Origin of the sequence: Williamsia muralis NBRC 105860 (assembly GCF_001598915.1) — a bacterium.
Lineage (GTDB): Bacteria > Actinomycetota > Actinomycetes > Mycobacteriales > Mycobacteriaceae > Williamsia > Williamsia muralis.
This window is the reverse complement of record NZ_BDAP01000004.1, coordinates 37,611-56,135: the sequence shown is the minus strand read 5'-3', so window position 1 is coordinate 56,135 and position 18,525 is coordinate 37,611. Positions and strand designations below refer to the sequence as shown.

The window sequence follows — 18,525 nt, the reverse complement described above, 5'->3', positions numbered from 1 at the left end:
CGGCCGCCGGGCCAGTGGTTCATTGCAGAGCCCCGGCGGCCCGGTAGCCCTGATCTCTTGCGCGTCCGCGTCGTGAAGTCCGGAAATTTATAGGAGTCTTTGATGTTTCATGCTGATCCGGTCACCCACGCCGAACCTCCCTCGGCCCCGAGACGGCGATCCGCGCTGTCGGTCGTCAGCAGCGTGATCATGAACCTCCTCGCGGTGGGCGGGCTCGCGTGCATCGTGATGGTTGTCCTGGCCGTGGTGTTCAACGTCTCGCTCATCATGTTCAAGACCGGGTCGATGGCCCCATCCATCCCGGCGGGATCGCTGGCCGTCGTGCAGACGGTGCCGGCGGCGTCTGTGGACGTGGGCGACGTGGTCACCGTCAAACGACCTGGCCAGTTGCCGATCACGCACCGGGTGATCAAGACCTCGCCGGGCGCCGACGGCACAACGATGCTCGAAATGCGTGGTGATGCCAACTCATTCGACGACCCGGGTGGCTATCAGGTCAAGGAGGTACGCAAGGTCCTGTGGTCGGTACCGGGTCTTGCCAAGGGTGTCATCTGGCTGTCGAATCCGATCGTCCTACTGGCGATCACAATTGGCGCTGCGTTGCTGGTGCTCTGGGCCTTCTGGCCCCGACAGAGCGAGGACGACGTCGATCCCGATGACGGCGTTCCCGACGGCCGAATAGCAGTGCCCGAACGTGGTGCAGGCACCCATTCTCGGATCGAGGCCTGAACAGTGGGTGGCCATCACAGCAAGGCACTCGGCAACAGAGACGCTGGGCAGCGGCACCGCCGGCGTCTCATCGGGGCGGCGGCACTGGCAATCCTGGCGGTCGTTGGCGCATCCGCGTTGACCGGGGCGTTCGCCGATCGGACACTGGCCGCCTGGGGAGACAAGGTCTGGGGGGCAAGCACATTCGGTGTCGACCCGGCATACGTCCCCACAGGGTGGGCACGGGCATCAGCGGGAGCCGGCACCATCGAGCGCCCCAGCCGTTCGCCACTGAGCACGGTGGCAACGTTTTCGGGTGGCTCGGTGACCCGCGCTGCTCCCCAACAGGGAAGCTCGACGTCGTCGAGCACGGCGAACGGTGGGTTGCCGTGGCCGGGCAGTGTGGACTTCAGCCTGACTTCCTCGCAGTGTGTACGCCACGCTGCCGGGACCCAGTGTGGATCTGCGCCGGCCGACGCCGTTTCGAGCGCAGCCACCAGGACATCGAATCTGAACTTCGAATACGAAGGCGACGGTTTACTCGGGGTGAGCTTGTTGGGGGTGAGCAGTCCCGTTGGATTGTCGGCTTCTTGTCGACCGGGTCAGCTGCTGGCTCCGACCCCCAGCGGGCGGGTGACGTTTCTCTACAACGGATTCCTTGTGCGCGAAGTGCCTGTTCCGACTGTTGCCAACGGGCCGCCCAGCTACGGGATAGGGACGGTACGGGAGATGTGGATCTGGTGGAAAGTCGATCAGACAGCGACCTCCATCCGGTCGGAGCTGATCATGACGTGGACCCAGCCGTACGTCTTTCCGGCCACGCCTGAGGTAAATCTGCGCAACGTTGTCCTCGCCCGCGCCGAATGCGGCACCGCAGGTCAGCCCCCGCCGCTGAGCGCCCCGTCGGCGCTGAGTGCGCGCCAGGCCGCGCAGGCCACGTGTCCGGCCGTTGCCCAAGATGGGGGCGAGGAGGTGGCTGTTCCCGATACAACGACGACCAGGGTGACGAAGACAGGCACCCCGACCACCACGCCGGCCCCGCCCGCTGTGGACGCCGACGACGCGCCAGTTGACGACGCGCCAGTGGATGACGGGACAGCCGAGTGCGGTGGTACTGACCCCACAACTTCTACTGCTGATCCGAGCCCGACCGGTACGCCGACCAGCACGCCCTCACCTGACGAAACAGATTCGACCACAACCACATCCGACACAGCCGAGGCCATCCCGGTGAGACCACCGCCGGAAGGTGCGGCCGACACCGCAGAACCGTCACCACCGGTGATGGTCCCGGACGGACCCACCACACCCTCACCCGGGGAAGAGTTCGCCCTTGTCGGAACGGATGGTGCTGACCTGGGCGCAGCGCGGATCGACGAGGTCCTGATCGATCAGAGCTGCAACACTTCTCCCGCGGTGACCGTGGCGGTGCGGATGACGGTGACCCCGTCCACGCACACCGGTGAGTACGCGCTGAATGGTGTGGAGTCATCTCAGTTCAGTCAGGGCAACGGTTCAGGCGCGCCGATTTCGAGCTGGGGTCAACCGTGTGGATCACTCGGGCAAACGCTTTCCACCTTGACTCCGGGCCGCACCGCGGCCGGCTGGGTGATCTTCGAGGTCCCCGATCCGGTCGCGCCCGTGCTGTGGCAACCGAATGGCACGGCTGGATGGCTGATTTCGCTGCCGATCCTGTCGGCGACGCCGTCCGAGACCCCGCTCCCGCCACCCACCTCACCGTCGTCTACCTCACCGTCGGCGTCGTTGCCGTCGGTGTCTCCGGCCCCTGAGCAGAGCGAGGGGAGCGCTAAGGAAGCACCGGGATCGACCGAGCTGGATGAGTGACTCGGGGCGCGAATTGTCTGCGACGCACGGTAACCCGAACGGCGGCAGTCACGGCAGTTCGGCGAGCATTCGTTCTACTGCTCGCGTTGTTCCGTCGCCAGACGCGAGGCGATCACCGATCGCCCGCGCCGATGTGGAATAGCCGGGCTCGTCGAGGATGCGCGACAACGCCGAGGCGATACGAGCGGCCGACGCCTTTTTCCGCAGAACGATGCCTGCACCCGCTCTGGCCACGGATCGACCCACCATCGGCTGGTCCAACAGTGGGTGCATCGGCATCACGACGAGTGGGAGTCCGTGGGCGAGGGCCTGGGAAGTTGTCGAGTGCCCGCCGTGACCGATGACCGCGACGCACTCCGGCAGGACGTCGGCATGCGGAACGTACTCATGGAGCTCGGCATTGGCGGGCACCCGCAACCGGGACGGGTCGATGGCGGGTCCGGTGGTGGCGATCAGCCGGATGGGCAGGGTGGCAGCAGCGTCGAGGATGTTCTGCATGGTCTGTTGCTGGGCCGGGAAATAGGTGGTGCTCAAGCTGGCCAACACCGTTGGGGGAGTCCGCGGGGTGAGGGGTCTGGCGGCCGGTTCGGCGGGCCCGGCCCAGAAGATGTTGCCTGCTGCGCGGCGGTGGCGCCCGGCAGGATCGAGTGCCTCGTCGGAGATCACCACCTGCAGATCCGTGGAACCCCAGATCCGATGTGAACTCAAGCCGCGCAGCCGGGCGACCACTCCGATCGGTCCGCGACGCCAGGGCCCGTCGAGATAGGCGTAGTACGCGTGGAACAGGGCGATGGTCGGCTGTGGCAGAGCGTTCAGCGCGGACATCACCGGCAACAGCATGCAATCGACAACCACCAGGTCGGCCTCACGTGCGGCGGCGACGGCGTCATCGACCAGAGTCCGGGTGGTGAAGAGCGCGAGGTAGCTCCGCAACGTGGACGCGGCGCTCTTGTGCCTGCTGGACGACCACGACGGCGCATTCGAGTATGCGATGAACTCGAACCCGGCGGCCTCGACCTTGCGCCGCTGCTGTGCGTGGCCGAGAACGGTTACGTGGTGTCCTCGCCGGGCGAACTCCCGCCCCAGCGTGACGACCGGCGGGAAGTTCCCTCCCGCATCGAAGGTCACGAACAGAATGCGGGCGGGCTGCGTCGGCGTCGGCACGGCCTGAGCTTATGCAGCCGCGAGTATCGCCGACACCATTCGAGATACCCGGCGCTGCGCTGTGCTCCTCGACAACGTGCGGTCGCGGCACAGCAACTTCCAGGTGTACACATCGGTCGCCACCACCAGCATGTCGATGAGCTCGGTCCGTGCCGCAACCGACCGGTCGGCCAGCTGTGGGGCGAAGACGGTACTCACCCACGCACGGTGGGCCTGCCGTTCGGACTCGGTGAGCTGGGCGGCGCGGCGGTCCCACCCCTCCTGACCCAAGAGCATGATCACCGCGTCCCCGTGGTCGTCGAAGTGGTCGAACAGCACCTCCAGAGCGGCCCGGACGTCGCCCGGAGGACTGGATCGATGTGATCGGAGTTGTTCGGCGACGAACTCGGTGGCGGCATCCAGCAGACCATCACGGCTACCGAATTGGCGCAGGACGGTCTGCACACTCACGCCGGCGCGAGCGGCGACCTCAGGGAGCACAATCGTTGCGAACGGCTTCTCACCGGCGAGTGCGACGGTGGCCTCCAGTGCCCGCCGCCGGGTCAGACCGGCGGACTCGGCACGCGAACGCATGACGTAGTTTCGCGTCGTTTTCATCGGATCCGACGCTAACCGCAGAGTCATTTCGTGTCAACGTGCGCTACCTCGAAATGAGGGCCTCCACATGCATCTCGCCCGGACCGCGAGTGCGGTCCGGGCGAGATCGGTTCAAACGGGGGTCAGCTGTAGAGATACTGCCCGCAGACGGGCCAGGCGCCGACGCCCTGCGAGGCGAGCACGTTCTCGGCCACTCGGATCTGTTCCTCACGGCTTGCGTCCGACGCAACGCCGACGCCGCCATTGGCCTCCCAGGTCGACTGGCTGAACTGCAGTCCGCCGTAGTAGCCGTTGCCGGTGTTGATGGCCCAGTTCCCGCCGCTCTCGCATTGTGCGACGGCGTCCCAGTTGTGGGCACCCTCGGCCGAGGCAGTTGCTGCGAACGCACCCATCGGTGCGAGCGTCAGGGCTCCGGCGATCGCCGTGCGGGCGGCAAGCTTGCGCATGTTGGTCATGGTTCCTCCTCTGCCGCTTGCCCAGAACATCAGGCGAGCGGGATCGTTGTATCCAGGACTTCCGTGTTGCCGTCTTCTACGACACGTTCAGCGACGTTACGTACTCGAAGCGTTGAGGTCACATCGGGGTGTTGGGTGCGAACGTGCGCTTCGGGCACTTGATGATTCGTCGTCAATGCTGGTCAGATCGGTGTTCTCGAGGCGTTACGGGCCGGGGATGCAATCGGGAAAATGTGATCGTCGACACGGGTCAAATGTGATGTGGCACATGCTCTGGGCGGGCGGTCATGCCTCAAACCTTGCCCGAGGCAACAAAAAACCCCGTCCGTACCCCTCGATGCGGACGGGGTCCTTCGTCCATCAGATCACTTGAGTTCTGCGCTCGTCTTCCCGAGAACTCGACGTGCGATGATCAGGTTCTGGATCTGCTGGGTTCCCTCGAAGATATCGAGGATCTTCGAATCGCGGGCCCATTTCTCCAAAAGGGAGCGTTCCGAATAGCCAAGGCTGCCCGCGAGTTCCACGGCCTTGGTGGTCACGTCGGTGACGGTACGCCCGGCCTTCGCCTTCGACATCGAAGCCTCTTTGGAGTTCGGCTCCTTGTTGTCCGCCATCCACGCTGCCCGCAGTGAATGCAGGTATGCGGCTTCGAAATCCGATTCCATGCGGATGAACTCTGCTGCAGCGGCGTGCTGATTGTTGGCCGGTTTGTCGTAATCGATGTCCACGCCTGCTTCTTCGAGCAGCGTTCGGAGCTCCTCGAGCGCCGCCCGCGTCACACCGACCGCCATTCCCGCGACCATCGGGCGGGTGTTGTCGAAGGTCTGCATGACCCCGCCGAAACCCTTTTTGGTGTCGACTTCCGGTGACCCCAAGAGGTTTTCGGCCGGAACGCGGCAGTTCTCGAAACGGATCGCGGCAGTGTCGGAAGCCTTGATGCCGAGCTTGTGCTCGAGACGCTCGATCGTCACACCTTCGTGTTCACGGGGAACGACGAAGCTCTTGATCGCCGCACGGCCGGCGCTCTTGTCCACTGTGGCCCAGACGACGATGTGGTCGGCACGGGATCCGGCTGTCACATAGATCTTTTCGCCGTTGATGATGTAATCGTCGCCGTCCCGGGTCGCGGTGGTCGAGACCGCGGCAGAGTCGGAGCCGAAGCTGGGTTCGGTGATGGCCATCGACGCCCAGACCTTGCCGAACTTCTTGAGCTGCTCTTCGGAGGCGACGGCCGCGATGGCGGCGTTGCCCAGCCCCTGATAGGGGATCGACAGCATCAGACCGAGGTCGCCCCACGAGGTTTCCATCGTGTTGAGCACCGACTGCATGTTGCCGCCGTTGACGACTGCGCCTGCGGGCAGTTCTTTCTTGTTCTTCTGCTGGCTACGTCCGCCGTCGGCGCCGGCTCCGGCGGCCCCGGCTTCATTGAGTCCGTCGTACAGACTCGCCAGGGTGTCGAGCTCGACCGGGTAGTCGTGTTCGCGGAGGTCGTACTTACGAGAGATGGGCCGGAAGATCTGCGCGGCAGCCTGATGGGCCTGGTCGACCGTCTGATGCAGCTTCCGGGGAAGTTCGAGATTGATTGCCATGGCTTGATGTCTTTCTGTGCAAGAGTGTCGGGTCGGATGGGGGAGCGGTCGTCAGATGACGACGATGCCCTCGCCGATGGCCGCACCGCGCAGATCGCGGAACCAGCGCTCGACCGGATGTTCCTTGGTGAAGCCGTGTCCGCCGAGCAATTGCACTCCGTCCGAACCGATTTGCATACCCTTGTCGGCGGTGAGCTTGCGGGCCAGCGCCGCTTCGCGGGCGAAAGACAGTCCCTGCTCGGCACGGGCAGCTCCACGCAGGGTGACAAGCCGGATCGAATCGAGCTCGGTCGCCATGTTCGCGACCATGAATGCGACGGCCTGACGGTTGGAGATCGGCTCCCCGAACGCCTCGCGCTCGTTCACATAGGGGATGACGTAGTCGAGGACGGCATGGGCCGTACCGACTGCCAGCGAGGACCAACCGAGCCGAGCCAGCCGGACCACGTCGCGGTAGTCGGTGAAAGCGCTGTCGCCTTCTTCTTCACCGAGCAATGCGGTGGCGGGCACGGTCACGTCGGTGAGCAGCAGCCGACCGATACCGGCAGCGCGCACACCCATGCCGGGATCTGCCTCCACGACAAGGCCTTTGGAATTCGACTCGACGATGAACAGGGCGGGACGGCCGTCGAGCTGTGCGCCGATGATGAACAGTTCCGAAGACGCCGCAGCAGGCACAAACGACTTGACGCCGTTGAGGCGGTAGCCGCTGGGTACCCGGGTTGCCTTGGTCTGCAGCGACATTGCGTCGAAGAGCGGGCGTGGCTCGGCGATGACGACGGCGGCCTGGGGCACGTTCTCGCCCGCGAAGTCCGGCAGGTAGGTCTTCTGCTGCGCGTCGCTGCCGAACTGGGTGAGCGTGGTGGCGACACCGCTGGGTGCCAGTAGCGGCAGTGCCAAGCCCATGTCGCCATAAGCCATCGCTTCGGCGACGAGCGAGTTGGTGACCACGCCACGCTCGGTGGCGGCGCCCTCGAACTCTTCGGGCACATTGATCATCGTGATGCCGAGTTCGGCACTGCGAGCGAGGATCTCGGGTGGGGCTGCGGCTGCGGCGTCGGCGTCGTGGGCTGCCGGGCGCAAGATCTCGCCCGCGAACTCCTTGACGGTGTCCGCGATCATCTTCTGTTCGTCGTCGGGGAACAGGTTGAAGTAGTCCTTGGGGGTGGTGGACAAACGCTTCGCCTTGTCGCCACCCTGGGCGCGGGAGAAGGCGCGGGTTGCGGCGCCGATCGTCTTGAACCCGGTCTTGGTTCCCTCGTACGCGATGCGGTTCAGCGGCTCGCGAATCTTGTACTTGTCGGCGAAGTCGGAGCCGGTCACCGTGGTCAGGACTCGCATCGCTGCTCCGATGGCGCTACGGCGGTGGGGGTTCTTGCCCACAGCGGAGGTGTCGCGGGGCTCGGTATGAGTGCTCATTCTCACCAGCTTGTCTTCTACGTGTTGGGCGTGAGGTGTCGGTCGGACGACCGCGTCTCACCGATCTTACCGGTCGGTAAGAAAGCGGACAGCACGGACCTTACTACTCAGTAAGGTCGGTTGTCACGCGCCCGTTCGGGCCGCCGGTCACAGATGGGTGCGACTACCAACCGATTAGCAATGCGAACTACTGTTTGCGCAGCTCACGGGGATTTCTCCGGCCGTCATTCAAATGTTCAGAAAATGGTCCAGGACCAGCCGAAGTCTGGTGCCGTGCCATATCCTGCTCCTCATGACACAACCTCCTCCCGGGTATCCGGCACCGCCACCCCAGCCGCAGGGCGGCCCGTACAACGACACCTTCTACGCTTCGATCTTCGGCCAGGAGCAGGGCCCGATGGGGTACCAAGACCTCGCCGGGCTTGTCCGCTCCGGACAGGTCAAGCCGGAGACGCAGGTGCGCACCCAGTCGAGCAACTGGTTCCCGGTTTCTCAGGTGCCCGGCCTGTTCTCGGACAAGGAATGGCTCACCGCCCTGCTGATCTCCGTATTCGTCGGCGGTCTCGGCATCGACCGCTTCTACCTCGGCTACACCGGCCTCGGTATCGCCAAGCTGCTCACCTGCGGTGGCCTCGGCATCTGGACACTCATCGACATAGTCTTGATCGCGATGCGCAAGCTCCCCGACTCCAACGGTGTCCCCCTGAAGTGATGGCTTGACGTGGCGGCCCCGCCCACCGCAGACCGGCGGCAGTCCGAACGGAATGTTCGGATTGCCGCCGGTCTCGGTCTGGGTGCGGTCGCTGCAGCGTTCCTGATCAGCCCAGCTCTCAGCACATCGGGGCCCACGCTGTGCCCGGTACGACTGGTCACCGGGCTGCCTTGCCCCGGTTGCGGGCTCACCCGCAGCTGGACGGCTACCGCCCACGGCCAGTTCTCTGATGCCTTCGCCTACAACTTTTTCGGCCCGATCAGCCTTGCCGCGACCATGGTGTTCGTTGCGCTCGCCGGCGTACTGCTGGCGAGGCGACGATCGGTGGTCGGTCTCGCGCGAGCCGTCAAGCATCCCGTTCTCTGGGCGGTGATCGCCCTGTGGATCGCGTACGGAATCGTGCGCGTCGTCGACCAGGTAGTCGGTGGTGGTCTGTTCCCCGACGTCTCGTGATCGGCTGGAGCCGTCACGTCAGGTCGAGCGCGTCCTCCCCGGGCAGGACAATGAAGTCGGTTGCGGGATCACTCATCTCGGACAACCGGCTGTAGTGCATCTTGAGGCCCGCATCGCCGAGTAGGCCTTGGTGGATGGGGAAGGCCACCCTCGGCGAGACTGCGCGCAGATAGTCGATCGCCTCGCTGATCTTCATCCACGGCGCCATGGTCGGCATGGCCAGCACGTCCACCTCCACCTCAGGCACGAACAGCGAGTCCCCGGGGTGCATCAGTTGTGCCCCACCGGCATCGTCGCCCAACAGGTAGGCCACGTTGTCGATGGTGGGGATGTCGGGGTGGATCACCGCGTGGGTGCCGCCGGTGATGCGGGCCGTGAGGCCGCCGACGGCGAACTCGTCGCCCGGGTGGGCTGCGGTCCACGAGCCTGCGACATCGTCGTCGTTGAGCTGACGGGTTGTCTGCGGATCCGCGTACAGCACCGCGTCGGGATTGCCGGCGACCAGATCGGGCAACGCCGCGACATCAACGTGATCGGGGTGCTGGTGCGTGATCAGGATGGCGTCGAGCCCGGTGAGCCCGGTGAACCCGTGCGAGAAGTTGCCGGGATCGAAAAGGATTGTGGTGCCGTCGTTTTCGACCAGGATGCAGGAGTGCCCGAAGTGTGTGATCTGCATGGTGTCAGTATGCGCCGTCGCGCGGCCGTAGCGACGAGAGAACGGCCGTATGCAAGGCGCCGTTCGTGGCGATCGCACTCCCGCCGTGGGGGCCGGCCGTTCCGTCGAGCGAGGTGAACGTCCCGCCCGCCTCACGCACCAGGATGTCCAGCGGCGCGAGGTCCCACAAAGACACCTCCGGCTCCGCGGTGATGTCGACCGCGCCCTCGGCCACGAGGCAGTAGTTGTAGAAGTCGCCATAACCGCGGACCCGCCAGACAGCGTCGGTCAAGGCGATGAACTGATCCCGGATCCCGCGGTCGCGCCACCCCGACAGGCTCGAGAACGCGAGGCTCGCCGCGTCGAGTTCGGTCACCTGCGACACCGTGATCGGCCGCGCCGAGCCGTCCGGACGCTGCGCGAACGCGCCCTCGCCCGCCGAAGCCCACCACCGGCGCGCGAGAGCGGGCGCGCTGATCACACCCACCTGCGGCACCCCGTCGACGAGGAGCGCGACCAGGGTGGCCCACACCGGCACCCCGCGCACGAAGTTCTTTGTGCCGTCGATCGGATCGATCACCCACTGACGACCGCTGATCTGCGCCTCGCCCCCGAACTCTTCGCCGAGAACCGCGTCGTCGGGACGCAGGTCCGCGAGCCTCTCACGCAGCGTCGTCTCGACGGCGAGGTCGGCGTCGGACACCGGGGTCAGATCGGGTTTGGAGTCGACGCGCAGATCCACCGCGCCGAAACGGTCGATGGTGATGGCGTCGGCGGCGTCGGCCAGCGTCAGCGCCACGTCGAGGTCGGACTGCGTCGGCGAGTTCATGGACGCTAAAACTACAGACACCTGCTTGCCGGCCATTGTCGCCAGGTCGTCCGGCTAACCTGATGACAACCGACAGGCGTGCCGCGAACGACCGGACCGGCGACCGCTTCCGACCCCAGGAGTGCGATTTTCATGTGGTTCTCGATCATCATCACGCTGATGCTCGCCGGGTTGCTCGCGGTGCTGTTGATCCAGTGGCAACGCGGACGGTCCGGTGGCGCCGCTGCCCCTCGCGAGGGCAACGCCGCGTTCACCGATCGGGTGCCCGGCACCCTCACGCTGACCGGGGTGGCGGACAAACCCATCGAAGGTGACAAGAACCACCAGGCCTTCTGCACTGTCTCGGGCACGATCACCGGGCCGGACACAGCGCCGACCGATGTCTACGGCCGGTTCGTGATGCCGATGTCGTCGGCGTGGCCGCAGATCGGCGACCAGGTCCCGGTCACCTACAAACCGGGTAAGGCCGAATCGACCTGGCAGATCGCCGGGTCGATCGGCGGTGGTCCGGGCACGTCGGGCCCGGACCTGCGTAAGCACTGATCCTCGAGAGTCCCGCTGCGGCGGTCGCCGCCATGGTCTCGAAGGACCGGTAGCCTGGGTGACCGTGCATCCAGACGTTTCAGCAGACCTCGACGCCCTCGACTCGACCCTCACCACAGTGGAGAAGGTGCTCGACCTCGAGGAGCTCCGGCGACGGATCGACGAACTCGAACACCAGGCCGCCGATCCAGAGCTGTGGAACAACCAGGAACACGCCCAGCAGGTCACCAGCGAGCTGTCCCACGCCCAGGGCGAGCTGCGGCGCGTCTCCGAGCTGAGGCAGCGACTGGAAGACGTGCCACTCCTCTACGAATTGGCCGAATCCGAGGAAGGCGCGTCCCAGACCGAGGCGATGGCCGACGCCGACGCCGAGCGCATCGCACTGCGGGCCGACATCGAGGCGATGGAGGTCAAGACGATGCTGGCGGGTGAATACGACCACCGTGACGCGCTGGTCAACATCCGATCCGGCGCCGGTGGAGTGGATGCCGCGGACTGGGCCGAGATGCTGATGCGCATGTACATCCGCTGGGCGGAGAAGCACAACTACAAGGTCGAGGTGTACGACACCTCCTACGCCGAAGAAGCCGGACTCAAGTCGGCCACCTTCGCGGTCAAGGGACCGTACATGTACGGCACGTTGTCCATCGAGATGGGCACCCACCGGTTGGTGCGGATCAGTCCGTTCGACAACCAGGGTCGTAGGCAGACGTCGTTCGCAGAGGTCGAGGTGCTCCCTGTGGTGGAAACCACAGACCACATCGAGATCCCGGAAACCGAACTGCGCGTTGACGTTTACCGTTCATCCGGCCCTGGTGGACAGTCGGTGAACACCACGGACTCCGCTGTGCGTCTGACACACATTCCCACCGGTATCGTGGTGACCTGTCAGAACGAGAAGAGTCAGTTGCAGAACAAGGTAGCCGCCATGCGCGTGCTGCAGGCCAAGCTGCTCGAGCGCAAACGCAAGGAAGAACGCGCCGAGATGGACGCCCTCAAGGGAGACGGCGGATCCAGCTGGGGCAACCAGATGCGGTCATATGTGCTGCATCCCTATCAGATGGTCAAAGACCTACGGACCGAGTTCGAGGTGAACAACCCCACCGCGGTTCTCGACGGCGACATCGACGGGTTCATCGAATCCGGTATTCGCTGGCGGATGGCACAGAACGCCTGAGGCCGCACAACGCCTGACCGCACCACCCGCCTGAACCGGTGTCCACCGGCCGCGTGCTTCGAGTAGGCGCCGGACGGTATTGGCTCGATCCCAACACACGACCCGGAGGAGCAACCCGATTTGATGCAAGACCTCGTCGCGCTCGTGACCGCAGCGCCGGAAACCCCGGCCGGCACCAGCCGCTTCGTCCGATGGCTGTCCCTACAGGGACTCTCCATCGTTCTCTGGGTGCTCGGCGCCCTGCTCGCGACCCGATTCATCCAGTGGGTGGTCGGACGGATCACCGCGCGCATCGACTCGCAGTTCACCGAATCCGATGCCCTCGTGCGCTCGGAGGCGATCAAGCATCGCCATTCGGTGGCGCAGATCCTCGCCTGGGCGGCGATCGCAATCGTGTACATCATCGCCGGCTTCAACATCGTGCGGCAGTTCAACGTCCCCATCACCGGATTCGTCGCGCCCGCGACAGTGCTCGGTGCGGCACTCGGTTTCGGTGCGCAGCGCATCGTGCAGGACCTGCTGTCCGGATTCTTCATCATCACCGAGAAGCAGTACGGATTCGGAGACGTGGTCAGCCTGGCCATCGTCGGCGCGACCGAACCCGCCGAGGGAACGGTGGAGGACGTCACACTGCGCATCACCAAACTGCGCTCCGCCGATGGCGAGATGATCACCATCCCCAACGGCCAGATCGTCAAGGCCATCAACCTGTCGAAGGACTGGGCGCGGTCGGTGGTGGACATCCCGTTGCCGATCGGTGCCGACATGAGCAAGGTGAACGACCTCATCGCCCAGATCGGGCACCAGGCGTTCACCGACTCGCGCACCCGCAACCTGCTGCTCGATGAGCCGACCGCGATGGGCGTGATCGACATCGAGGTGGACACCATGACGGTCCGCATCGTCGCCCGCACCCTGCCGGGCAAACAGTTCGAGGTGAGCCGCGACCTCCGCTCGCGCATCGTCCGGGCATTCGGTCGCGCCGGTATCGCACTGGCCCCGGGCAGCGTCATCGAAACCGATTCCGTGTCACCCGTCGCAGCCGAGGAGGGAAGCCGATGACCGACAACCAACAGAACCCGGACAACGAGCCGTTGAACTCGGCGAACATCCCCGCCGGCGGTGCGCCCACGCCGGCCGCCGCAGAGACCGAGGACCGCCCAGCGTGGTGGCACCGGATCCCGCGCACACTCTTCGGCGGCAGGGTTCGTACCACCACAGCAGCGTTGGTGTTGCTGTTCATCGGCGCCATGCTCCTGTACGGCCAGCGGTCGGAGTACTACAGCAATCTCGACGACGAGAAGGCGCAGGCGACGACCAGCCGGCAGCAACAGGTCCCCACCACCACACCGCCGCCTCCGGAGACCACCGAGGAGACGACAACAACCGCTACGACGACCACACCCGAGACCACCGAGTCGTCCGTGGAGGTCGAGCCACCCTCGAGCTCGTCGACCCTCGAGACCACGGTCCCCACGCAGACCGAGCAGCCCCGGGGCGGGCTGATCCCGGGATTGGAGATCCCCACCCCCAGCATCGCGAGGTGATCTCGGTGCCCGGGCCCGGGCAAGTCTGAGCCGGATGGCCAGGATCCGTGGTTACACTGGCAGACCGTGATCAGCGTCAAGAATGTGACGATGCAATACAAGGCATCGACCAGGCCCGCCTTGCGAGATCTTTCTCTCGAGGTGGACAAGGGCGATTTCGCGTTTCTCATCGGCCCCTCCGGATCAGGTAAATCCACCTTCTTCCGGCTCCTGTTGAAGGAAGACAAACCCACCTCGGGTGATGTGTATGTGGGCGATTTCCACGTGAACAAATTGCCGGGCAGACGCGTGCCGAAGCTTCGCCAGTCCATCGGATGTGTTTTCCAGGACTTCCGTTTGCTGCAGCAGAAGTCGGTGGCCGAGAACGTCGCGTTTGCCCTCGAGGTGATCGGGAAGCCGAAGAGCACCGTGTCGAAGGTGGTTCCGGAAGTCCTCGAGTACGTCGGGCTGTCCGGCAAAGCGGACCGCATGCCTTACGAGCTGTCGGGCGGTGAGATGCAGCGCGTTGCCATCGCCCGCGCCATCGCGAACCGGCCGCTGCTGCTGCTCGCCGACGAGCCCACCGGCAACCTGGATCCCGACACCAGCCGGGAGATCGTCGAGGTGCTCGATCGGGTGAACCGACGCGGGACCACGGTGGTGATGGCAACACACGACCGCCAGATCGTCGATGCGATGCGGCGCCGTGTGCTCGAGTTCAGCAACGGCCGTCTCACCCGTGACGACGCCCATGGCGTCTACGGGCTCGGCGGCTGAGCCGACTCCGACCCTTCGACCTTCACCTACTTCTGTAGTCCCGACCGGGAGGACACCCGAACTCACATGCGCGCGAGTTTCATATTGAGCGAGGTCCTGAACGGACTGCGCCGCAACGTCACGATGACCATGGCGATGACCATCACCACCGCGATCACGCTGGGCATGTTCGGCGCCGGGTTGCTGGTGGTGCAGATGGCCGACAAGACCCAGGACATCTTCCTCGACCGGGTGGAGATGCAGATCTTCATCTCCGATCCGGTGACCGACGCCGACCCCGACTGCAAGGCCGCGCCGTGTGCGCCGCTGCGTGAGCAGATCGAAGCTGCCCGTGGCGTGGAGTCGGTGCAGTACATCGACCGCGCCGAGGCGTTCAAAGACGCCAAGACCACGACGTTCGCGAACAACCCGGACATCGCCGCGCTGGTGCGGGAGAACACTCTTCCCGCATCGTTCAAGGTCAGGATGGCGGACCCGAATCAGTTCGGTGCGGTCCTCGATCAGTTCAAGGACGCCGACGGAGTGGACGGCGTCCTCGATCAACGCGAGCTGGTCAAACGGATCTTCAGCGTCCTCGACGGGGCACGTAATGCCGCCTTCGCCATCGCGCTGGTGCAGGCGATCGCCGCGATCTTGTTGATCGCCAACACTGTTCAGGTGGCTGCCTACACCCGACGCACGGAAGTGGGCATCATGCGCCTGGTGGGTGCGACCCGCTGGTACACCCAGTTGCCGTTCCTCCTCGAAGCGGTGGTCGCGACCGTGGTGGGTTCACTGCTGGCCATCGCGGGACTATTCGGAGCCAAGGCGTTGTTCTTCGACCGGGCACTGCAAGACCTCTACGGGGTGAACATCCTGGCCAAGATCCAGACGGCCGACGTGTTGTTCGTGGCCCCGTGGCTGATCATCATCGGTGTGGTGCTCTCGAGCGTGACGGCATACGGCACGCTGCGGTACTACGTCCGCGAGTGACACCGCCGTTCTCGGCCGGTAGACAAATCACGCGACGTCCGGACGCAGCGTGTGTAGTGTTGCGTGGCTCGGTGAAATGAACAGCTCGGCGCACCACAAGCGCATGAAGACGGGACGAAGGTAGGTGAATCGATGAAGGAAAAAGGTCGCAAGGCGATTGCGACGAACCGTAAGGCGCGGCACAACTACGCCATTCTCGACACCTACGAGGCGGGCGTCGCGTTGCTGGGCACCGAGGTGAAGAGCCTGCGCGATGGTAAGGCGTCACTGGTCGATGCCTTCGCCACCGTCGACAACGGCGAGGTGTGGTTGCGGGGCCTACACATCCCGGAGTACGGCAACGGTTCGTGGACAAACCATGCCCCCCGCCGCAATCGCAAACTGCTTCTGCACCGCCGTGAGATCGATGGCCTGATCGGGAAAATCCGTGACGGCAACCTGACCCTGGTACCGCTGTCGATGTATTTCAGCGATGGCAAGGTCAAAGTGGAATTGGCGCTGGCGCGCGGTAAACAGGCTCACGATAAACGGCATGATCTGGCCCGTCGAGACGCCGAACGCGAGGTCACTCGTGAATTGGGCCGGCGCGTCAAGGGAATGCGTTAAAAACACCCACCGCATATTCGGCGTCGCCGCCTGAATTGATCTTGGACAATTCATCTATTTGTCCACCGTGCTTTCTTCTGCGATTTGTTCGTGGGTCCGCGCGCACAGGTTCCGTTCGAATCGCCGATCGGACACTGTGCCGGACTTTCGAGTTGAGAGCCATGGCTCTTCGCCCGGCGGGTGATCGGGCGCCGGCCGAGAGTCGCTCGGCCGCAAGCGGACACGAACTACCTCATCGCACGGTCCGCCGTGTCCCCGGACCGCATTGAGCGATGAAGATCACATTCACGTGCCTCGGTGGCCCAAACCTCAAGTGCTGAGCCGACGTGGACCATTTCGTTCACCTGTCGCGCCCAGCAATTTGTGTGCGCGTGCCTTTCTCGCCGCGCGCCGTTCAATCGGATGACAGATGATCGCCATGTGTCATTTCTGGAAAGCCCTCGTTGATGCGGGTGGCCAATCGGCCGTTTTCGGGCACATCGTAAAGAACATGTCGCCCTTTGTGGTGCGTGTCAAAACAGGAGCAACCGAGCATGAATCGAACGCGAGGCCACACCGGTGGCCTCACCTCTTCACCGGCCAGACGCCGTTTACGGGGTTCTGTGCTGGGCGCTGCCGCTGTAGCGGCAGCGGCGATCTCGCTGACCGCAGCACCGCAGGTCGCATCGGCCCGGCCGATCAGTGACTGCCCGGACCTGCACGTGGTGGTGGTACCGGGCACGCTCGACTCGAGCGTCAACCGGGACCCGCACCAGCAGGCCGGAGTTCTGGCCCCCACGATCGAAGAAGCCGGGCGTGGGGTGCCACCAGGGGAAATGCAAACCACCTACGTTCCGTACCCGGCAGACTTCGGCTACACCGCCGACGGGACCACATACGCCGATTCCTCCGCGCGAGGAGTCGAGGCCACCAACGCCCAGATCCGCCAGATCGGGGCACAGTGCGGACCGGGCACCGACATCGCGATCGTCGGTTACAGCCAGGGCGCCGATATCGCACACAAGGTCGCCGCGGACATCGGCGAGAACCGGGGGCCTGTGGCGCCCGATCGGGTACGCGGCGTGTACCTGATCTCCGATCCCAACCGCGCCGCCGGTACGGGTCTCGTACCCGGGGCACCGGGTCTTCGGGCACCGCTGAACGGGGCTCGCACGTTGTCCGGTACCACTGAGGTCGCGGTCGGCGGTGGCATCGGGTCGGTTGGATCGGCCGGATTCGGTGCGCTCACCGGTCGGGTCGTATCTCTCTGTGAGACAGGCGACTTCGCGTGCTCGATTCCCGAGGATGCACAGGTGGTCCGGACGGGCGCGAACATCGCCGAACAGATGCACATCGACACCACCGACCCGTCAGGCATTGCGTCTGATCTCGGGAACGCATTAGTCCGTACGGCACTGCGGACCGGTGCGTACGTACTCGCCACGCCGGACTGGCTGTCGGGTTCGGAATCGCTCGGCCAGGCGGTGGAGAAGAACAGTTCGCCATCAGTGGCCGTGCCCACCCCGGACGATCTGTCTGTCTCCGGAGTGCTCGGCTTCGTGGTGGATCTTCCCGTCTCCTGGGAGGCGAGACTCCAGTACGAGAGGGAGGCCGGCCTCCGCGACAATCTCGGGCTCGTGACGATGGCAACCGAACCCAGCTACTGGTACCCGGGGCCGAGCCACGTCAGCTATTTCGACCAGCCTGCCGATTCGTCGGGGCGTACGGGCTCGGAATACGTGAGCACGTGGTTGCGGGAGTCGGCGGTGAACGACTCGCCGGCTGGCGACACTCCGGTGGCGTCCTTCGATTCGACGGTCGAGCAAGGGTCGGTTTCGTTGGCCGATCAGGCACCGGACGCAGTCGAGATCGCAACCGCCGTCGTCGAGAGTGTGGGCGTGGTGGCACCGCAGCTTCCCGAGGTGGTCGACGTGGTGCTGGACTCGGCAGAGAAGGTGATCAACTCGCGCGACCCGCTCGCCGAGGCACTGGCAGTGATCGGTACAGCCGTGCAACCGGCCTGATCACAGCACCCGAGAGGGTGACGACACTGCGGCCCGAATCGAAATGGGAATGATTCGGGCCGCAGTGCTTGTTACGATGTATGTCTGCCGTACTTCGGTGCGGTGGAACCTATCGAGGGGCTGAACGGTTTCGACTGCGTGCGTCAAGGTAGGGGAAGCGTGTCGGTGCAGGCTAGAGACCACCGTAAGCGTCATAGCAACCAATTAAGCGCCGATAAGAATCAGCGCGACTACGCCCTCGCTGCCTAAGCGACGGCTGGTCTGTCGGCCCGGGTGAGCTCTCGCCCCGGGTACCGGCATCATTCAGAGAGCTAACCGTTGCGGGCGGTCGCGGACCGCAATGGGACATCAAACAGCGACTGGGATCGTCATCTCGGCTTGTTCGCGTGACCGAGAGATCCGAGTAGAGGCTTAGCGAACTGCACACGGAGAAGCCCTGCTGAAACGGCGAAGGACCCGGGTTCGATTCCCGGCAGCTCCACCGTCAGATCACGG

Annotated in this window: 19 protein-coding genes and 1 other RNA gene; 13 read left to right on the top strand and 7 right to left on the bottom strand. The window is 64.8% G+C overall.

The features are described from left to right. Positions 1 to 102 precede the first annotated feature (102 nt). On the top strand, positions 103 to 729 hold the full coding sequence (locus WIMU1_RS15915) for a signal peptidase I (RefSeq protein ID WP_084248314.1): 627 nt from the start codon (positions 103 to 105) through the stop codon (positions 727 to 729). Positions 730 to 732: 3 nt separating this feature from the next. Then, positions 733 to 2,553, top strand: coding sequence for a hypothetical protein (locus WIMU1_RS15910; RefSeq protein ID WP_062798757.1), 1,821 nt, complete (start codon positions 733 to 735; stop codon positions 2,551 to 2,553). Positions 2,554 to 2,601: 48 nt separating this feature from the next. On the opposite strand, the gene WIMU1_RS15905 is transcribed toward WIMU1_RS15910, so the two are convergent. The 5 genes from WIMU1_RS15905 to WIMU1_RS15885 all read right to left on the bottom strand — a co-directional run bounded on the left by WIMU1_RS15905 (position 2,602) and on the right by WIMU1_RS15885 (position 7,777). Next, entirely contained in the window at positions 2,602 to 3,717 is a 1,116-nt protein-coding gene (locus WIMU1_RS15905) for a glycosyltransferase (RefSeq protein ID WP_062798755.1), read from the bottom strand. A gap of 9 nt (positions 3,718 to 3,726) precedes the next feature. After that, positions 3,727 to 4,314 (bottom strand): TetR/AcrR family transcriptional regulator, encoded by a 588-nt coding sequence (locus tag WIMU1_RS15900; protein ID WP_158599257.1) that lies wholly within the window; start codon positions 4,312 to 4,314, stop codon positions 3,727 to 3,729. A gap of 122 nt (positions 4,315 to 4,436) precedes the next feature. Beyond that, a complete protein-coding gene (locus WIMU1_RS15895) occupies positions 4,437 to 4,769 on the bottom strand; it encodes a transglycosylase family protein (protein WP_062798752.1) in 333 nt (110 codons plus the stop codon). Positions 4,770 to 5,134: 365 nt separating this feature from the next. Next, positions 5,135 to 6,358 (bottom strand): acyl-CoA dehydrogenase family protein, encoded by a 1,224-nt coding sequence (locus tag WIMU1_RS15890; protein ID WP_023963103.1) that lies wholly within the window; start codon positions 6,356 to 6,358, stop codon positions 5,135 to 5,137. A gap of 51 nt (positions 6,359 to 6,409) precedes the next feature. Further along, complete coding sequence (locus WIMU1_RS15885) at positions 6,410 to 7,777, bottom strand: acyl-CoA dehydrogenase family protein (RefSeq protein WP_023963105.1); 1,368 nt, start codon at positions 7,775 to 7,777, stop codon at positions 6,410 to 6,412. Positions 7,778 to 8,069: 292 nt separating this feature from the next. Between WIMU1_RS15885 and WIMU1_RS15880 the strand changes: the two genes are divergently transcribed. Together WIMU1_RS15880 and WIMU1_RS15875 are read left to right on the top strand one after the other, a co-directional pair. Further along, positions 8,070 to 8,489: an NINE protein gene (locus WIMU1_RS15880; protein ID WP_030164392.1), complete on the top strand. Its 420-nt coding sequence runs from the start codon at positions 8,070 to 8,072 to the stop codon at positions 8,487 to 8,489. 9 nt (positions 8,490 to 8,498) lie between these two features. After that, positions 8,499 to 8,942 carry a DUF2752 domain-containing protein gene (locus tag WIMU1_RS15875; RefSeq protein ID WP_062798750.1) on the top strand — a complete coding sequence of 148 codons (444 nt, stop codon included), beginning with the start codon at positions 8,499 to 8,501 and terminating at the stop codon, positions 8,940 to 8,942. Positions 8,943 to 8,955: 13 nt separating this feature from the next. Here the strand turns inward: WIMU1_RS15875 and WIMU1_RS15870 are convergent, their stop codons facing one another. Then, positions 8,956 to 9,618 (bottom strand): MBL fold metallo-hydrolase, encoded by a 663-nt coding sequence (locus tag WIMU1_RS15870; RefSeq protein WP_062798749.1) that lies wholly within the window; start codon positions 9,616 to 9,618, stop codon positions 8,956 to 8,958. 4 nt (positions 9,619 to 9,622) lie between these two features. Next, positions 9,623 to 10,426, bottom strand: coding sequence for a histidinol-phosphatase (hisN, locus tag WIMU1_RS15865; RefSeq protein ID WP_062798747.1), 804 nt, complete (start codon positions 10,424 to 10,426; stop codon positions 9,623 to 9,625). 132 nt (positions 10,427 to 10,558) lie between these two features. Between hisN and WIMU1_RS15860 the strand changes: the two genes are divergently transcribed. The 9 genes from WIMU1_RS15860 (at position 10,559) to ssrA (ending at position 18,514) form a co-directional block, all read left to right on the top strand. Beyond that, a complete protein-coding gene (locus tag WIMU1_RS15860; RefSeq protein ID WP_030164381.1) occupies positions 10,559 to 10,969 on the top strand; it encodes a hypothetical protein in 411 nt (136 codons plus the stop codon). A 64-nt stretch (positions 10,970 to 11,033) separates the two neighbouring features. Next, entirely contained in the window at positions 11,034 to 12,146 is a 1,113-nt protein-coding gene (gene prfB, locus WIMU1_RS15855) for a peptide chain release factor 2 (RefSeq protein WP_062799180.1), read from the top strand. 123 nt (positions 12,147 to 12,269) lie between these two features. Continuing rightward, a complete protein-coding gene (locus WIMU1_RS15850; RefSeq protein ID WP_023963119.1) occupies positions 12,270 to 13,208 on the top strand; it encodes a mechanosensitive ion channel family protein in 939 nt (312 codons plus the stop codon). Further along, positions 13,205 to 13,693 carry an Rv3103c transmembrane domain-containing protein gene (locus tag WIMU1_RS15845; protein WP_062798746.1) on the top strand — a complete coding sequence of 163 codons (489 nt, stop codon included), beginning with the start codon at positions 13,205 to 13,207 and terminating at the stop codon, positions 13,691 to 13,693. The genes WIMU1_RS15850 and WIMU1_RS15845 overlap by 4 nt, the downstream gene beginning before the upstream one ends. Positions 13,694 to 13,759: 66 nt before the next feature. Continuing rightward, positions 13,760 to 14,449, top strand: a complete 690-nt coding sequence (gene ftsE / locus WIMU1_RS15840; RefSeq protein WP_023963123.1) for a cell division ATP-binding protein FtsE — start codon at positions 13,760 to 13,762, stop codon at positions 14,447 to 14,449. A 66-nt stretch (positions 14,450 to 14,515) separates the two neighbouring features. Then, on the top strand, positions 14,516 to 15,421 hold the full coding sequence (gene ftsX, locus WIMU1_RS15835; RefSeq protein ID WP_062798741.1) for a permease-like cell division protein FtsX: 906 nt from the start codon (positions 14,516 to 14,518) through the stop codon (positions 15,419 to 15,421). Between the two features lie 132 nt (positions 15,422 to 15,553). Next, the gene (smpB, locus tag WIMU1_RS15830; protein WP_023963127.1) at positions 15,554 to 16,027 is read left to right on the top strand and encodes an SsrA-binding protein SmpB; all 474 of its coding nucleotides are present in this window, start codon (positions 15,554 to 15,556) and stop codon (positions 16,025 to 16,027) included. A gap of 533 nt (positions 16,028 to 16,560) precedes the next feature. Continuing rightward, on the top strand, positions 16,561 to 18,030 hold the full coding sequence (locus WIMU1_RS15825; RefSeq protein ID WP_120802678.1) for a cutinase family protein: 1,470 nt from the start codon (positions 16,561 to 16,563) through the stop codon (positions 18,028 to 18,030). 116 nt (positions 18,031 to 18,146) lie between these two features. Further along, positions 18,147 to 18,514, top strand: a transfer-messenger RNA (tmRNA) gene (gene ssrA / locus WIMU1_RS15820). Positions 18,515 to 18,525 lie beyond the last annotated feature (11 nt).

Bases quoted from the DNA above. Each gene is read 5' to 3' on its own strand.
- WIMU1_RS15850 (WP_023963119.1), top strand. From the start codon at position 12,270: ATGCAAGACCTCGTCGCGCTCGTGACCGCAGCGCCGGAAACCCCGGCC.
- smpB (WP_023963127.1), top strand. From the start codon at position 15,554: ATGAAGGAAAAAGGTCGCAAGGCGATTGCGACGAACCGTAAGGCGCGG.
- WIMU1_RS15880 (WP_030164392.1), top strand. From the start codon at position 8,070: ATGACACAACCTCCTCCCGGGTATCCGGCACCGCCACCCCAGCCGCAG.
- WIMU1_RS15885 (WP_023963105.1), bottom strand. From the start codon at position 7,777: ATGAGCACTCATACCGAGCCCCGCGACACCTCCGCTGTGGGCAAGAAC.
- WIMU1_RS15860 (WP_030164381.1), top strand. From the start codon at position 10,559: ATGTGGTTCTCGATCATCATCACGCTGATGCTCGCCGGGTTGCTCGCG.
- WIMU1_RS15845 (WP_062798746.1), top strand. From the start codon at position 13,205: ATGACCGACAACCAACAGAACCCGGACAACGAGCCGTTGAACTCGGCG.
- WIMU1_RS15870 (WP_062798749.1), bottom strand. From the start codon at position 9,618: ATGCAGATCACACACTTCGGGCACTCCTGCATCCTGGTCGAAAACGAC.
- hisN (WP_062798747.1), bottom strand. From the start codon at position 10,426: ATGAACTCGCCGACGCAGTCCGACCTCGACGTGGCGCTGACGCTGGCC.
- WIMU1_RS15915 (WP_084248314.1), top strand. From the start codon at position 103: ATGTTTCATGCTGATCCGGTCACCCACGCCGAACCTCCCTCGGCCCCG.
- WIMU1_RS15895 (WP_062798752.1), bottom strand. From the start codon at position 4,769: ATGACCAACATGCGCAAGCTTGCCGCCCGCACGGCGATCGCCGGAGCC.
- WIMU1_RS15825 (WP_120802678.1), top strand. From the start codon at position 16,561: ATGAATCGAACGCGAGGCCACACCGGTGGCCTCACCTCTTCACCGGCC.
- WIMU1_RS15900 (WP_158599257.1), bottom strand. From the start codon at position 4,314: ATGAAAACGACGCGAAACTACGTCATGCGTTCGCGTGCCGAGTCCGCC.
- WIMU1_RS15890 (WP_023963103.1), bottom strand. From the start codon at position 6,358: ATGGCAATCAATCTCGAACTTCCCCGGAAGCTGCATCAGACGGTCGAC.
- ftsX (WP_062798741.1), top strand. From the start codon at position 14,516: ATGCGCGCGAGTTTCATATTGAGCGAGGTCCTGAACGGACTGCGCCGC.